Source organism: Candidatus Paceibacterota bacterium, from assembly GCA_041661265.1.
In the GTDB taxonomy this organism is placed as follows: Bacteria; Patescibacteriota; Minisyncoccia; order JAHIHE01; family JAGLIN01; genus JBAZUT01.
Map to the genome: position 1 here is coordinate 161024 of JBAZUT010000004.1, position 15127 is coordinate 176150.

A 15127-nucleotide genomic window follows, 5' to 3' on the forward strand; every position below is an offset into this window, starting at 1 on the left:
TATTGATTATAAAGTTTTGATTTCAAAATACTGAATACTCGATACTTATACTATTTTACTCCAGCGGATTCTTGTGTGGATACAGGGCGGGGGATTTGTATATGCTGTAGAATTTTTTGTCTATGATCACATTGCCGTCTTTATCGGTTACGTTTTGGGTCCAAACCGCTTTCATCGAACCGTCAGTTTTCTTGTCATATGTTTTCGGGCCGATCATTTCAACTTTTCTTCCATCGTCGGAACCATAGAATTCAAAGTATAACTTATTTCCCTTGATCTTGGTTTGGATCAGGATATAGGCCGGAGTGTTGTTCTTGAACCGGAGGTCGGGGTGCGGAGGGTATATAGTGGCATCCGTGCCCTGAGGATTATAATATTTTACCGGATAGGCATGATTCTGTCTTTCGGTTATTTCCAGTCCCGCCTGTACTGCGCCTCGAAATGCGGTCGAGGAGACCTGGCAGAGGCCGCCGCCATATTCAGGGACAGTTTCTCCTTTTTTTATCACAAGTTCAGGAAGATATCCTTCTTTCGGACCGACTTCGCCGAGGATCTTTACAAATGAAAACTCATCGCCGGGACCCACAAGAATGCCCTGGAACTTGCTTGAGCCGACTCCGATATTGTGGCGCCTGTTCTTTGGCGAGCCGGAAAAATCGGATTCTCCGGTCGCAAGGAGCGCGGTGATCCCCATATTGTCTATGCTTTCGATCGTGATCTCAGGTTCGACGTTTTCGACGACAAGATCGATCTCGATAGTTTTTTCCTGTTTGTTTAGATAGTTGTCGGGAATGAAGAATGTCTTGGTGATCTCTTCGGCGCTTTTTCCCACATTAAGCGCGATCCCGTCATGGTCAAGTGAAAATACATCCACTTTTCCGTCATTTGCCTCAAGCTGGGCATTGACCGGGTCCTGGTTTATCTGGGGGGTGAGAGTTGCAAGATAGTTCCCGATATTCTCATCATTTGCCGATATCCCGAGGACCTTTTCAAAAGTTCCGCTTGCGCTCGCTATCGGATCGAACTTTACGAATGGTATGATATCTTCGCCCTGAAGAGCCCATTTGCTGGAATTATATTTCAGGATCAGTTTGTTTGCCATTATGTTATTTGCATGCAGGAGCGCAGTGCTATTGGCGTCGCTCGTGACTTCCGGTTCCATTTTGACAAGAGCGATGATTATGGTTTCATTTTTGAATTTTGAAAAATTGTTCAGAATAGTGCGTTTCAGGTCTGTCCGGTCCAGGACCACTCCGGATCTTGCGGGAACGGGAATGAATTTATCGCCATCATAATCGTACGTGAAATTTTTGGGAGGATCTTCGATCTGGGCAATTTCCTTTGCCAGAAAATCATTGAAAGCGTTTTTGTCGATCTCCATATCTATCCAAATATCCACCCTGCCCGCAAGAAGGCGAAGATCGTCCTTCAGGATTGCAAGTGCATCTTTATCGTGTCCAAAGCTGTATGCTTCTTTTGCAGATCGCTCAGTGTCTATTGAAAGTCCTATGTCGGCAGGCTGGGCCGTATATATTTTGTCTTTGTATGAGAACGTGATCCCATTGCCGATGGCATCCTTGATCTTGTTCTCAAGCTTATTCTTCGCTTCATCGAGCGTAAGATTTTCATAGCTCTCTCCGTTTATGAAAACATTCGGCAGTATTTTGTCCTTATGCGAATAATTGAAAAATGCGATCCCGCCAGCCGCCGAAAGTATAAGTATAATTGTGATAACCAATGCTATTTTCTCTGTCCTTTTCATTTTATTGATAATTTTTATAAGTCTATTCTAGCTTATTTTTCAGGGCTTGGCTAATGATATCGAATGAAAAACCCCGGGATGCAAGGAACGCGCTGAGTTTCCTCCTGGTTTTGTTCTTGTCTGCACCGTCCTTGACCACTTTCATCTTCTTTGAGACCAAGCGCCGGGCGAGTTCTATCTCCGTTTGTTCGTCGAACAACGATGCAAGCTTTTCTTCAATGATCCCGGAAGAAACGCCCTTAGCCCGAAGTTCTCTTCCCATCATTCTTTTTCCGCAAGGGCGGAGGTTGATCCTGTCGCGGATAAAGGCTTCGGCGAATGCTTCATCGTCCAGATATCTGAATTTTTTGAGTTCATCTATGGTCGTGGCGATAATGTCCTCCTGATAGTCCTTTTGTTTCAGTCTTTCTTCAATTTCAAATACCGATCTTCTGCGAAGGCCGATCAGCTTCATTGCGAACATCATTGCTTGATTTTTTTCTTCCATAGTCATAATTCTACCAAATAAACGGGCTTTAGCCAATAAATCCGATCAGGCAAAAAACGAAACGGGCAGGCCGGAAACTGAAATGAACCAAACTCCGCTGCCTGTCTGCCGGCAGGTTCCGGCATTATAATAAAAAAAGGGAAGCTATCCCTTGCAGTAAGTAATTGAATTTATTATTTTTGTTTCCAATCCCTCCTGGGTTTCTCTGAATTCCGCCTCAATTGTTATCAGGTCGAATGAATTCACTTGAAGATTTGTATAGGGAACATTTTTTCTGAGATGCCTGAATATCTTTTCTCTCATATCTTCATCGCTGATCCATATCAGAGCAAATTGATTCTTTATTTTCGTTGTCCGGAAAAATACATTATAATCGCCCTTCTTCATAAAGCATGGTGGGATGTAAAAGTCAGATTCAAAAATCGATACACCATTTTCCGTGACATTGATCGGAATCATTTCAAAAATTTTTGTTTGATAGACCAATAGGCCTTTGTGATATGAATTGCATGATCTGTATCCTTTTGGTTTGACAGCGACATAGGAACCTTCAACGCTTGGCACAAAGAATCTTACATCGGGAACAATAACGATCCTGTCGCTTCCATAATCTTCATATTCAGCGGCCCAGACAAGTCCGAGACCTTCTATGTTTTGTTTTTCAGTGAATTCGACGCATATTATCTTCGTCTGGTCATTTCCATTACCGATCATTTTGACTACCTCCTTAGCCAATGTGTGCATATTAGTGGCTCTTTGCGGATTTGTCAAGTATTATACTCACAAACAAAATACCCCCGCCTAAGGGGTATTTTGGCCTGTTATCGGATCGAATTTAAACCATTTTATTTCTTTTTGCGTAGCATTTATAGAATCCATGCCTGTAATGCGGGCATTTGTTTTCTTCGCAATTATCGCATTTTTCAAGATATTCCGTGCTTACGCTGAATAGTACGATCTCTATTATCTCATCAATCGTTAATTTCGTGGCGGGAGTGTCCGAAAGGGCATCTGATCCGTTCAAGATGGCATTAAGCGATCTGTGATAATACCAATGCTGGACATCGGGATGCTTGCCTTCTTTTTTCAAAATGCGGAGGTCCGGTATTTCTTTTCCGGCAAGTTCTATCTCTTTCTTTCTTATGGCTCCGATCACATCCCTGAGATCTATCTTGTAAATGTTATTTGTGAATATCATTATATGGCCTGTCGGTCTTTTTTGTATCACGACGCCGACCCTTTCATTCTGCATGGCGTATTTTGCGACATTCCGGCTTTCCGATCGGATTACGGCGACTTTCATTTTGTTCTTTCCGCGTTTAACTTTGTGAATGACCGAATTGGCCTCGAATTCCTTTTTTGCTTCGTCATCAAAATATATCATTGGGTTGAGCGCGAGGAATACGAGGTCGAATATTTTTTGGATCTCGATGTTCTGCTTGTGCATCATCTTCACGATGTGGGCAAGATCGCCGAATTTATTGTGAAGCCCGTGATTGTCGTCTTCACGGAGGTATTCCAATATGGCTTTCATCTCGGGATTTTCTTCGATGTTGAGGCATTTGGCGACGAGCAGGGAAGAAAACCCTCCCGCAATCAGGTGATGATCGAATTCTCCGCCGGCAACGTCGATAAGGATCGAACCTTCGTCATTCCATTTTTTGAGCGTTTCGGCATCGGGATCTCCGCTGGAATCCCAGAAAAACAGTTTTGCTTCCGAGATGCCGGGATATTTTTCAGTTCCGTATCGGAGCAACAGATAATATGCCGTGATCGGATCAAGATGGGGTTTGTTGGGCATTACGACATTATTTATCCTTCGGCTTCTGGGCGCCGCCGTTTTTGCCGGAACATTGTTTTCATTGTCAAAAGAACGGCCATTTGGTGGCATTTGAGATTCTATCGGATTGTAGTTATTGTTCTCGTTCATACTTTTGTATGATATCAGAATTTAGCTTATATATAAAGGCTTGCTATGTTTTAAAAAAAGAAGCTAGCAACTTAGTTTCACCAAGTTATTCCGGTGTAAATTGCTAGCCGCACGAATTTCGTGCTAATTACCTATAGGTTGATAGGTTCGAGGTGGAGGTATTCCTTTACCTCCTTGTCGTCCCTCATTGCCGAGACGGTAGGTCCGATGTGGACCGCTCCTGACTCATCAGCGTTTCCCGCTTCATCGTTTATACTCAGCCTGAACGCTGGTACGATCCTCTCCTCGGTTCCGAGGACTATAATGTGGGGGAAATACTGTGTTAAGCGTCCGGCCTGCTCGACTTTCTTCGAGCTTATCAGGACGTAGCCCTTGATGTCTTTGTTGACATTCAATGGCTTGTCGGACACTATGTTTGTGTGTCCAATCCTCATGAACCATACACCATTCTTCCAGTCGGGCACATTTTCGCGTACCCAGCTGCCAACGTCTTTTTCATAGAGCTGTCTTGATGGTTGGCGCCTGTGTGGCACCGTTGAAGTTTGGATGATGACAGGGATCATCTTGCCGAATTTCTTATGCAGAAAAGCTGCATGAGTCGACATTGACATCCCCATCCCTTTTATATCGCTGTGGAGCGCATTAATATGCGCGTCACCGTTCATATTGTTCATGATCTCTTCAAGAGAGACAATGAACGCTTTTCGCGGTGCGATTTCTGGTTCATCCCTGACAACGCTACTTGTCAACATCTTGACCTTATTGTTCTTTTTTATCCTCCGTTCCTTTTTTGGTTCCTCTTTTTTCCCTTCCCAGAGAACATGTCCGGCATTTCTTCCCGGAATTTTTGTTTCCGGTTCAACTTCTGCCGGTTTTTCTTCCTCAGGAACTGCCTTGGGTTCTGTTTCTGTGATTTTTTCGATCACAGTAACTTCTGCCGGTTTTTCTTCCTGCTGAGCTTTCTCCTCCTGTGGGATAATTGCAGGTTCTGTCTCTATGGTTTTTTCAACCATAGCAACTTCCGCTGGCTTCTCTTCCTCAAGAGTAACTTCAGGTTTTGTTTCCGCGATTTCTTCAACCACGGTAACTTCCTCTGATATGTCCACTGCAGGAACTGCCTCGGGTTCTGTTTTTATGGTTTCTTCAACCACCGTAACTTCCGCTGGTTTTTCCTCGCTCTCTTTCTTTGGGGCAGATTCTGCCATTATTTCAGCGATGAGCTGATTAATCCTCTCTGCCTTATCGGACTTTACTATTCTCATCAAACTGAGCTTAGCTTCCCTTTCATCTTCCGGCATGGCCAACAGTCTTCTTGCTTCGTTTTTCAGCTGTCTTTCGTTGCTTCCTTTCTGGTTCTTTGACATAATTTCTTATCCTCCAATTCATTCTTCTTTTCTTCTCAAAAAAACACTCTATTCCGCGTTTATTAGCGGTCATGAGTGCGTCCCGTTAGGGTGTTTGCATATGTCCATAGACCCATGCAAGTGCCCTAAAGGGACAGAACGGTATTTTTAATGAACAACATAGTATTATACACCCAATCACACAATTTGTCAAGAGCGCGATATGGGGCATACCTAAAGCCCGAAAACATATAGAGGTCTGTCTCTGACCATTCGGATCTTCGAGTTTCCGGAGTCGTTATATTTTAAAAATGCCAAAATATATAACAATAGGAATGTTGCCGGCATTCCTTAGAAGTATTCTGCGATGATATCGACAGAGTACAAATTAATTTTTCCGATCTCCGTCTCGATCTCTTTGATGAGTTCGGAAGAAGTCGGTTCTATATAGAAAAACTTTGCGGGCTCGGATATCTGTGTTTTGGGGATCAGCATATCCCTGCCATCGCTATGAACAAGGATGGCTGCAAAATTTTTCTCTTCAATTCCTGTGCTTGCGTATGTAAAATACGCACTCCTGATTCTGTCCGTCCCCTTTATTATTCTGTGATGGATTATTATTCCGGACGATTTCCTGTCTTTGATTCCCAATTTCTTTCTTGTAACTTTTCTTTTTATTGTATTTTTTGCGCTTTCCATTTCAATCATCTCCTTTTTAAAGGGTGGCTGTGCGGATCTTTATCCGGACAATCACTCTTGAAAAAATATTCCAACTTGGTAGCCTTGGGCTACCAAGTTGAGTTGTTTACTCCGCCCTTGGTTCAAGGTGGACTATGTCTCCGTTGAACGATGGAGTCGTGTGATATGAGTTTTCACACGGTTCTCTTTTCTCTTTGTCGACACTTACGACCAATATCGGCCTCTCACCATTTAATTCATGGTGATATTTCATCTGGGGGAAGAAAGCGCGCGGCTGCTCTTCCGATTCCCGGATGGCAATCACCTTCAAGGCGAATTTTCCCGTCAGTATGTTGTTCGGTGTTTCAATGTCTTCCGGAATGACTATGCGCAGGTCTCCGATCTGAATGATCTTATGGCCTGCCGATTGCATGATCTTCGCGTTTCGGATGTCGATTTCAGCGCTGATATCCCGGTCTATGGCCAGATAAGTGCAGACCTCCACTGAAGCGCCCTCCCGTTTTCCTCTGAGATGTTTTATTCTTCGTTTTTCGGGATTTCCTCGGGCCGCCTTGTAGAGGCTTAATATGTGTCCACCTCCTGCGTTTTTCGCAAAATTTTCCGGTTTATTCTTTTCTGTGGACATTACCATTTCTGTTTCTTTTTGTTTGCCCTCCCAGAGGATCTTTCCGCCGTCTTTCTGCTTCAATGCTTGAGCAGACTTTTTGGCTGAATCAATCATCTCTGAAATGTTCTCTTCCACCCTCTCAATGCCTATTGCAAGCATTTTTTTTGCGGTGCGAAGGTCTTCCGAATCGCCGGTTCGATTCTTGAAAACTGTAGTTTTGGGATCTGTGCAGGCAATCGGTTCAAAACCTGGAACAAAAACAGTCGCAGGCTGTTCTTTCTCGGTTGATGTTTCTGCAACAGCGGAGCCATCTGCCGGGATATTTACGTTCTTTCCTTTCTGTCTGGCATCTTTTCTGATGCCCTCGATCTTTTGCCAGATCAGGTTTCTTTCCCCAAGCAATTTGAGGTCATTACTTATTTCCTCTTCGATTGCCTTATTGCTCGTACCAGTCCATACTCTTTGGGCTAGTTTCTTTCCTTCGTTGCTTATTTTGGGTTTTTCTGGTTTTTCACTCATCTTATATTCCTCACGTATTTTGTAACTTACCCATAAGCGGCACTTCCATATTGGTGCCAATATTCTTGTGGGGGTAGATGAATACTTTAAATAGATATTTATTAATAATTCGGGCAGAAAGGAGCTAATCTCCTTTTCCCGATTGAAAATATCCAATTATCCCCACAAAAATCCATTATAAAAGAGCAACCGCATATTATATACAATAAAACGATAATTGTCAAGTCTTGTGTATACTTGAATTAACTGCTTAAATGGGGTAGATGAGGCATGAAACGTGAAACATAAAACAGAAAAACATTAATTTCGTATCATTTTATGCGGAATCAATTGTATTGGAGCATATATTGCCATTTTACATTTTACATTTTTAATTTAAAACATGGGTCTATTTCCACCAAAAATACAGGATAAATTCACATCGAACTTGAAAAGCGTGATCAACAACGCCGAAAACATTTCGAGAGAATTCAATCATAACTATATCGGCATCGAGCATATAATCTATGGGATAATATCCCAGAAGGGAAGCATCGGCTCGAATGTTCTCGGCATGGATAAGGTCAATCTGAAAAATCTGCATGATGTCATTGATGTGATCCCGAAAGCGAAAAAATGGAAGCCGGTTCTTTCGGGCGAACTGAAGAACATCTTCAAAAAAACGGTTCTGATCGCGAGCAAATACAAACATTCATATATTGGTACGGAGCATCTGCTTTATGCCATTCTTGTGACCAATGACAAAAAGACCATAGATCTGTTTTCCGGCGTGGGCATCAAGGCGGAAACATTGTTGCAGCAGCTAAAGGCGCTTCTTGAGAGTTCGGCGAGATTTACCGACATCGTCGATCTTTTCGACCAGACAGTGAAAATTCAGAAGATAAATCCCGGACAGATATTTCCAGGTCCGCAGGGTATGAACGGGTTTATGATGGATATGCCGAATTTCCGCGATCAGATGTCCCAGAAGCAATCGGCCCTCGAATGTTTTTGCATAGATCTTATAAAGAGTTTCGAAGAAAAAAAGACGGATCCGATCATCGGCAGGGAGGAAGAGGTCGGAAAGGTTATCAATATTTTGAACAGAAAAACGAAGAACAATCCGGTGCTTGTGGGAGAGCCCGGGGTTGGAAAGACGGCAATAGTGCAAGGTCTTGCGCAAAGGATATTCGAAGGAAAGGTTCCCGTGAACCTTCTTAATAAGAGGATCTATTCTTTGGACGTGGGGCTTCTTGTCGCCGGAGCGGTTTTTCGGGGCGAGTTCGAGGCGCGCCTGAAAGATGTCATTGCCGAAGCACAGGAAAATCCGAATGTAATTTTGTTCATAGACGAAATTCATACGATCATAGGCGCCGGAAGCGCAAGCGGTTCAGGCAGTCTTGATGCCGCGAATATTCTGAAACCGCCGCTTTCAAGGGGAGATATCTCCTGTATCGGCGCGACAACACTGGACGAATACAGGAAACACTTCAAGAAGGATGCGGCGCTTGAGAGAAGGTTTCAAATGGTCCTTGTCGAAGAGCCGAGCGTAGCAGAGACAAAAAAGATGCTCAGAGGGCTCAAGGGGCTTTATGAAAAACATCACAATCTTTTGATAAGCGAGGAAGCGGTGGATATGGCAGTGGAACTTTCCGAGAGATTTCTTTCGGAAAGATTTTTGCCCGACAAGGCTTTCGATGTTCTCGATGAAGCGTCGGCTCTGGTTCGAAGCAGGAATACGGGAAAGAACTATTTCGGGAAGATAAAGATCCTTGAGGCGAAGAAAAGGGCGATCCAGCTTGAAAAAGAAAAGGCGATCGATGAAGAAAAATATGACGAAGCGCTTCTTATCAAGGATAAGGAGGGGGATACTGAAAGAAAGGTGATCGAGCTTTATAAATTGCAGGACGAGGAAAACAAGAAAGGAAGCAAAACACCCGTTACGGCTGATGATATCTCTGACGTGATAACCAGGATAACCGGGATTCCGGTCAAAAAAATGGTTTCGAAAGAGAGAGAAAGACTGAAGGACCTTGAGGGAAAGCTTAAAAAATTCATCATAGGACAAGACGAAGCGATAAGCGTGATCTCGAAGTCCGTGCGCAGGGCAAGGCTCGGGATCTCCAGCGAGAACAGGCCGCTTGGCGTTTTTATGTTCCTGGGGCCTACGGGAGTCGGAAAAACAGAGCTTGCGAAGGTGCTTGCGAAGGTGATATATGAGAATCAGGATGCGCTGATCAAAGTTGATATGAGCGAGTTCATGGAGCGCCATAATGTTTCGAGGCTTGTTGGAGCGCCGGCGGGATATGTGGGCTATGAAGAAGGCGGACAGCTTACGGAAAAAGTCAGGCTCCATCCATATTCCGTGATATTGTTCGATGAGGTGGAGAAGGCTCATCCGGATGTTTTTAATCTCCTTCTGCAGATATTTGAAGATGGCGAGCTTACCGATGCGGCGGGAAGAAAGGTGAATTTCAAGAATACGGTGATAATCATGACTTCGAACATCGGTACCGAGGAAATGACCGAGGAGGCCAAGATCGGGTTTTCGAATACATCGGACGTAAATGATGATGAAAAGAAAGAAAAGATACGCAAGAAATATATTGATACGAAAGATTCCATAATAAAAGAGCTTAAAGGCGAATTCAGGCCGGAATTCATCAACAGGCTGGATAGCGTGATCATATTCGATCCGCTCGGGAAAAAAGATATAAATTCAATAACAAAGATGCAGTTTGAAGATCTGGCAAAGAGGATCGAGAGGACCAATGGCATCAAGATCAAGGCGACGAAAAAGGCGCTGGACTATGTTGCGGCGAAGTCTTTTGATCCGAATGAAGGCGCAAGGCTGGTGAGAAGGAATCTGCAATCCATGGCGGAAGATATGATCTCGCAAGAACTGGTGGGTGGGAATGTTGAAAGAGGGGACATTGTTGTTTTGGATCTGGAGAAGGGAAAGATCGTTTTGAAGAAGAAAAAATAAATGTTTATTAGATCAAGCGTTATTTGAAGATAATAAGATGGGCAATGAATGATATTGTTCTATCTTTTAGTGATAGGTGTATCTTGACAATAATAAATAAGTGTGGTAGCGTGGACTTGACATTAAGGTACGAGGTGTGAATATGAGAGAGAATAAATTAACTGATAAACAGAAGAAAAAGATTAAAGCGCTTTTGATTGCGGATAGGCCTACGCCAGGCGATGTGTCGATTGGAGACTCTGTGAAAAAAGCGCTTCGCTTGTCGGATAAGCGATTTAAAGAGCTTGAACAAGAAATAGAAAATTATCTCGTAGATTATTTTGACAGCAGAAATCATGCAAAATAATTAATGTTCCTATATTGCCCACTTGTAAAAATTACATCTTGTGGGTTTTTTCATGGAAAGCATATCGTAGGGCATCACAAAACACACCGCGATCAGCTAATGCTGATTGCCGGATTTATTAAAGCCACGATTTCTCGCAAATTTGTTGAGGATGGCTTGTCATGGAAATATTAATTCATTCCCGTTTTTTTGGTGTCGATCCGGTGATGTATTAATTGATGTGATAATTAATAAAGTATTTAAAATATATTTCAGATAAATTATATTTAAACCCCATTTTGCCATGAGCAAAACCAAGGAACACCTATTGCGCGCAAGAATCTTTATCATCGACCTTTTGTTTCCGATCAGATGTCTGGGGTGCGGCGTGGAGTTCGAGGATCTGGAACCGAAAGAGAGATGGATCTGCGAAAGCTGCCTGAAAAAAGTTCCAATACGCAGAATTCAGGCTTGTCCCGCGTGCGAAGAATATAGTGAAGGCGGAAAGACGCATATCAGGTGCAGGAGAAAGACCTCGCTTGACGGTCTTTGGGTGTCATCGGAATATGACAGCAAGCTGGTCAGCGATGCCATAAAAAAACTTAAGTTCAGTTTCGTCAGGGATATCTCTTTTTCGCTTTCGAAGATCATTGAAAGAAGCGTTCTTGAGGCCGAGGAATTCACAGAATTCCATGACATATTCCTGGATAATTTCTCGTGGACTGAGGACGAAGACAAATACATTGATGAAGAAAAAAACAGAAGAACCGAAACGGTTTTGGTTCCTGTGCCGCTTCACAAAAAAAGACAAAATTGGAGAGGATTCAATCAGGCGGAGCTAATTTCGCGGAATGTGTCGGAAAGATTCAACATCAGTCTCGTCAAAGACACTGTCGCGAGAGTGAAAAATACGCAACCACAGACCAAGGTGGACACGGTCCTGAGGAGAAAAGAGAATATTTCCGGAGCATTTCTGTGCCAGGATCCCGCTTTGTTAAAAAATAAGAACGTGATTATTCTTGATGATGTCAGCACTACTCTTGCGACGATCGATGAATGCGCCGGGGTCATACGTCGTTCAGGAGCGAAGAGTGTCTGGGGACTGGTCGTGGCGCGGAGATAGTTATGACGGAATTCTTGATATTTTCCTTCGGTATGCTAAAATAATATCACTGCTTAATGAATTAACCTATTTTATGGAATTCAACTTCAATGAAAAGTCATTCGACGAGGTCGAAGAAAAAATTGGAAAGATCAAGAATGATATTGAACATAATAAGGCGATGGAGGAATTTGAAAAATTCGGTTCCGATGCGATGAAAAGCATTTCCGACCTGATATCGGAAGGATGATCCGGGCGCGCGGGTTCGGATAAGGCGCTAGGGGGCGAATATGATTGCCCTTTTCGTTTTTTAATAATAAACATGTAAGACGGAATATATCATATGCGAAGTTCATATATGAGAAAAAACGCAATACGGGGACCATTTTTTTTGCTGGCTCTCGTTCCGCTGATATTTTTCGGAGATTTTTATGAACACTTCTATGTCTATCTGACCGGAACGATCATTGCGGATGTCATAAAGAATGAGTGGCATATCGTTTTGATAAGCATAGCGGTGTCGCTGGCATTTTTTTTGCTTTTATCGTTCAGAAGGAAGGTGAAATGGGTTGAATATGGGATCGTCAGCGCTTTTATTATTTCGCTCTTTGTGGAAATGTATGGAATGCCCCTTACGATCATATTCGCATCGAAGTATTTTCTCAGGCCCGGCCTGAAGGCGCCCGAGAATATTCTGGAATTTAATCTTCTGGGAGTGGGATTCGGGGCCGATATTGTCATGGCATACGGATTGGTGCTGATAACGATCGGAATGATGCTGATCTTTTCCGGATGGATCACGCTCTATGGCCAGGCGAAGAAGAATCATCTTGCATTCGGAGGAATATATTCTCTCTCAAGACATCCTCAATATCTCGGCTTCATTCTTTTTATAACCGGATGGTTTTTGGGGTGGCCGACTTTTCTGACGCTTTTTTTTGCGCCAGTCCTGATATATAAATATATCACACTGTGCAAACAGGAAGAGCTTGAAGTTGAGCGAGAATTTCCCGGGTACAAAGAATATAAAAAGGAAGTTCCTTTTCTGTTATAGAAGATTTAAGCTCTTGATTTTAATTAAAAAATGTGATACAATATAAGTGTAATCATTTAATGCGATCAATATGAAATTCGGTTCTATTGAACAAAATATGCCGCAGGAAGCCATTTCCCCGGTAAGTGAAGCGGAAAGGATATTGAGGATTGAAGACCCTGATGCTCAAGAGGACGAGATTAAGAAAATACAGCAACTGGACGAGAATTTTGCGCATGAGGTCAGGGAAGAAATAGATAAAATTCTTATGGAGCCGGGAGAATAACGGTAATTATTTAATATAGCGATATCAAGGGTGAACATATTCGGTGTACCCTTTTTATTTTTAGCTCGTCGGACAAATGAAAAAAACAAATTCAAGCAATGAAAATTTGATAAACACTTCCTTCGGTTCGCGGTTGATGTTTCTATCCAAACCGCAAAAAGCCGTCTCGTATATCATTATTATCCTAACGACGGTTTTTGTCGTTTATTTTACGGCTCAGGCGGCGATGGAGGGATATCCGGATATATATGCTATTGATGCAAAAATGGAAAATGAGTCCGAAATCAACATCAACTCGGAAATAAAAATAGTTTTCAATCAGCCCGTGGTATTTTTGAACGAAGATAATATTAAAATTACTCCTTATGTCGGGCGCGAGCAGGTTCTGTCCGATGATGGAAAAATATTGATATTGAATCACAGAGAGCCTTTTTTGCCGGAGACGAAATATGAGATCGAGTTGAAAGGCGTCAGGGGATTAAGCGGACTTATGATGGACAGTAAGAGGTTCAATATTTACACAAGATCTTCCGATGAAGATAACAAAGAGATCGGACTGGAAAAGGAAGAAGTGATATTCGCAGAGCTGCAGCTATCAAAGAATAAATATATACCGCCGGTAATATCGCAGCCGGTAACCGAGATCGAAGTCGATCCGAAATTCAAGGAGGGAAAATATATAGATATCAGCATTGATTATCAGGTGATGACGATCTTCGAGGATGGGATCAAGGTTAACAGTTTTTTGGTATCAAGCGGGATCCCGGGGCTTTCCACTCCGTTTGGAACCTATTCCGTTCAAAGAAAGGAGATCAATCACTGGTCCAGCGGATACGGTCTTTGGATGCCATATAGTATGAATTTTTCGGGGCCGTTCTATATACACGAACTTCCGTATTGGCCGGGAGGATATAGGGAAGGGGAAAGTCATCTGGGACACAAAGCTTCCCATGGGTGCGTCAGACTGGGCATGGGTCCTGCCAAATATGTGTATGACTGGGCGGATATCGGAACGCCGATATACATACATAAATAAAAAAATGAACAGTTGTTCATTTAGGTTTCAATTATCGGACTGTCGTTGGTGTCATAATAATCCCATCCTCTTAGTCCGGTTTTTACAATGACTGCCATGTTATCGAGCGCTCTGGTCTTGTAAATGACCGTTTTTTTATCTCCCTGCAATATTTCTTTGTGGAATTTAGGTTTGAGCTCAATGTTCGAATTTTGATCCTCGATCTTGTAAACTATGGCTTGCAGGATCGTCGGCAGCGTCATCTCTGTTAATATATACTTCTTGTTATCTTCTATTATTCGTTTGCTTTTAGCGAAGAATCCAAAATCCTTTATTGATTTTTTCTCTTTGCGAACCGTCAGGCGCGGCCCGACTACCATAAAGTACGCGAGGATAGCTGCTACGGCTATAAATATTAAAGCTGCTGTCTGGCCAGATATCGGCATAATCTACCTCCTTGGCCATTATAGATAAAACAGAGGATGTGTCAATGTTTGCGTTCATCTTTTACAATATATTTTTTGGTGCTATAATGTATTTTTCGGTTAAAAAATCGCCAACAGGAGGAATAAAAATCAAAGAGGAGATAAATAAAATAAAATTGTTCATTGAGAACAGGAAAGCACATGCGATCTCATATATGATGAACGAGTATCCGGACCTTGGCGACAATGGGGCTGAGGAAATATACCGCCTTGGCGGACAGGTCTGGAAATGGGTCTTTATCCTGACGATCCTGCTTGCGCTCTTTGGAAGTTTTTTTCACGGAGAGTTCGGGATATTATACTTGATCGGCATCATTATTTACAGCGCTATTTGGGCGACGATGCTGGGCATCGCAGTGATATTCCTGGGAAAACATTCTCTCGGCTTGAGAGACAAGGCGATTCGGGCATGGCAAGAAATAAAAAAGCCTTAGAACAAATGATTCTAAGAAACTTTTTTTGCCAAGTCCCGTTTTTTTATGCCCTTTCGGACTTGATCTTGCGGAGAAGCTTTTCAATCTGTTTCGTGCTATCTTCGTCATAGATCGAAACCGCAAATACATTTTTAT

16 protein-coding genes are annotated in these 15127 nt (G+C 42.7%); 8 read left to right on the forward strand and 8 right to left on the reverse strand.

The annotated features are described in order from the left end of the window. Positions 1-55: 55 nt before the first annotated feature. From WC788_04545 to WC788_04575, 7 genes are all read right to left on the reverse strand, one after another. Complete coding sequence (locus WC788_04545) at positions 56-1762, reverse strand: VanW family protein (protein ID MFA6096866.1); 1707 nt, start codon at positions 1760-1762, stop codon at positions 56-58. A 22-nt stretch (positions 1763-1784) separates the two neighbouring features. After that, positions 1785-2249 (reverse strand): regulatory protein RecX, encoded by a 465-nt coding sequence (locus WC788_04550; protein ID MFA6096867.1) that lies wholly within the window; start codon positions 2247-2249, stop codon positions 1785-1787. Positions 2250-2393: 144 nt separating this feature from the next. Then, the gene (locus tag WC788_04555; GenBank protein ID MFA6096868.1) at positions 2394-2963 is read right to left on the reverse strand and encodes a hypothetical protein; all 570 of its coding nucleotides are present in this window, start codon (positions 2961-2963) and stop codon (positions 2394-2396) included. 121 nt (positions 2964-3084) lie between these two features. Further along, complete coding sequence (locus tag WC788_04560; GenBank protein MFA6096869.1) at positions 3085-4179, reverse strand: hypothetical protein; 1095 nt, start codon at positions 4177-4179, stop codon at positions 3085-3087. A 131-nt stretch (positions 4180-4310) separates the two neighbouring features. Continuing rightward, on the reverse strand, positions 4311-5543 hold the full coding sequence (locus WC788_04565; GenBank protein MFA6096870.1) for a hypothetical protein: 1233 nt from the start codon (positions 5541-5543) through the stop codon (positions 4311-4313). A 330-nt stretch (positions 5544-5873) separates the two neighbouring features. Then, positions 5874-6221 carry a hypothetical protein gene (locus WC788_04570; GenBank protein MFA6096871.1) on the reverse strand — a complete coding sequence of 116 codons (348 nt, stop codon included), beginning with the start codon at positions 6219-6221 and terminating at the stop codon, positions 5874-5876. Positions 6222-6327: 106 nt separating this feature from the next. Next, positions 6328-7347 carry a hypothetical protein gene (locus WC788_04575; GenBank protein ID MFA6096872.1) on the reverse strand — a complete coding sequence of 340 codons (1020 nt, stop codon included), beginning with the start codon at positions 7345-7347 and terminating at the stop codon, positions 6328-6330. 382 nt (positions 7348-7729) lie between these two features. Here WC788_04575 and WC788_04580 point away from each other — a divergent pair, with 382 nt between their 5' ends. From WC788_04580 to WC788_04610, 7 genes are all read left to right on the forward strand, one after another. Continuing rightward, a complete protein-coding gene (locus WC788_04580; GenBank protein MFA6096873.1) occupies positions 7730-10312 on the forward strand; it encodes an ATP-dependent Clp protease ATP-binding subunit in 2583 nt (860 codons plus the stop codon). A gap of 142 nt (positions 10313-10454) precedes the next feature. Continuing rightward, positions 10455-10658, forward strand: a complete 204-nt coding sequence (locus WC788_04585; GenBank protein ID MFA6096874.1) for a hypothetical protein — start codon at positions 10455-10457, stop codon at positions 10656-10658. A 283-nt stretch (positions 10659-10941) separates the two neighbouring features. Further along, a complete protein-coding gene (locus WC788_04590; protein ID MFA6096875.1) occupies positions 10942-11760 on the forward strand; it encodes a double zinc ribbon domain-containing protein in 819 nt (272 codons plus the stop codon). A gap of 73 nt (positions 11761-11833) precedes the next feature. After that, the gene (locus tag WC788_04595) at positions 11834-11989 is read left to right on the forward strand and encodes a hypothetical protein (GenBank protein ID MFA6096876.1); all 156 of its coding nucleotides are present in this window, start codon (positions 11834-11836) and stop codon (positions 11987-11989) included. 108 nt (positions 11990-12097) lie between these two features. After that, on the forward strand, positions 12098-12793 hold the full coding sequence (locus tag WC788_04600) for a methyltransferase (protein ID MFA6096877.1): 696 nt from the start codon (positions 12098-12100) through the stop codon (positions 12791-12793). A 70-nt stretch (positions 12794-12863) separates the two neighbouring features. Then, a complete protein-coding gene (locus WC788_04605) occupies positions 12864-13058 on the forward strand; it encodes a hypothetical protein (protein ID MFA6096878.1) in 195 nt (64 codons plus the stop codon). Between the two features lie 76 nt (positions 13059-13134). After that, entirely contained in the window at positions 13135-14094 is a 960-nt protein-coding gene (locus WC788_04610) for a L,D-transpeptidase family protein (GenBank protein ID MFA6096879.1), read from the forward strand. A gap of 20 nt (positions 14095-14114) precedes the next feature. Here WC788_04610 and WC788_04615 read toward each other — a convergent pair whose 3' ends face one another. Then, the gene (locus WC788_04615) at positions 14115-14519 is read right to left on the reverse strand and encodes a hypothetical protein (protein ID MFA6096880.1); all 405 of its coding nucleotides are present in this window, start codon (positions 14517-14519) and stop codon (positions 14115-14117) included. Positions 14520-14563: 44 nt separating this feature from the next. Here WC788_04615 and WC788_04620 point away from each other — a divergent pair, with 44 nt between their 5' ends. Beyond that, the gene (locus tag WC788_04620; GenBank protein MFA6096881.1) at positions 14564-14992 is read left to right on the forward strand and encodes a hypothetical protein; all 429 of its coding nucleotides are present in this window, start codon (positions 14564-14566) and stop codon (positions 14990-14992) included. Positions 14993-15127: the final 135 nt, after the last annotated feature.

Coding starts and splice junctions, on each gene's coding strand:
- WC788_04545 (MFA6096866.1), bottom strand. CDS start 1,762: ATGAAAAGGACAGAGAAAATAGCATTGGTTATCACAATTATACTTATA.
- WC788_04550 (MFA6096867.1), bottom strand. CDS start 2,249: ATGGAAGAAAAAAATCAAGCAATGATGTTCGCAATGAAGCTGATCGGC.
- WC788_04555 (MFA6096868.1), bottom strand. CDS start 2,963: ATGATCGGTAATGGAAATGACCAGACGAAGATAATATGCGTCGAATTC.
- WC788_04560 (MFA6096869.1), bottom strand. CDS start 4,179: ATGAACGAGAACAATAACTACAATCCGATAGAATCTCAAATGCCACCA.
- WC788_04565 (MFA6096870.1), bottom strand. CDS start 5,543: ATGTCAAAGAACCAGAAAGGAAGCAACGAAAGACAGCTGAAAAACGAA.
- WC788_04570 (MFA6096871.1), bottom strand. CDS start 6,221: ATGGAAAGCGCAAAAAATACAATAAAAAGAAAAGTTACAAGAAAGAAA.
- WC788_04575 (MFA6096872.1), bottom strand. CDS start 7,347: ATGAGTGAAAAACCAGAAAAACCCAAAATAAGCAACGAAGGAAAGAAA.
- WC788_04580 (MFA6096873.1), top strand. CDS start 7,730: ATGGGTCTATTTCCACCAAAAATACAGGATAAATTCACATCGAACTTG.
- WC788_04585 (MFA6096874.1), top strand. CDS start 10,455: ATGAGAGAGAATAAATTAACTGATAAACAGAAGAAAAAGATTAAAGCG.
- WC788_04590 (MFA6096875.1), top strand. CDS start 10,942: ATGAGCAAAACCAAGGAACACCTATTGCGCGCAAGAATCTTTATCATC.
- WC788_04595 (MFA6096876.1), top strand. CDS start 11,834: ATGGAATTCAACTTCAATGAAAAGTCATTCGACGAGGTCGAAGAAAAA.
- WC788_04600 (MFA6096877.1), top strand. CDS start 12,098: ATGAGAAAAAACGCAATACGGGGACCATTTTTTTTGCTGGCTCTCGTT.
- WC788_04605 (MFA6096878.1), top strand. CDS start 12,864: ATGAAATTCGGTTCTATTGAACAAAATATGCCGCAGGAAGCCATTTCC.
- WC788_04610 (MFA6096879.1), top strand. CDS start 13,135: ATGAAAAAAACAAATTCAAGCAATGAAAATTTGATAAACACTTCCTTC.
- WC788_04615 (MFA6096880.1), bottom strand. CDS start 14,519: ATGCCGATATCTGGCCAGACAGCAGCTTTAATATTTATAGCCGTAGCA.
- WC788_04620 (MFA6096881.1), top strand. CDS start 14,564: ATGTTTGCGTTCATCTTTTACAATATATTTTTTGGTGCTATAATGTAT.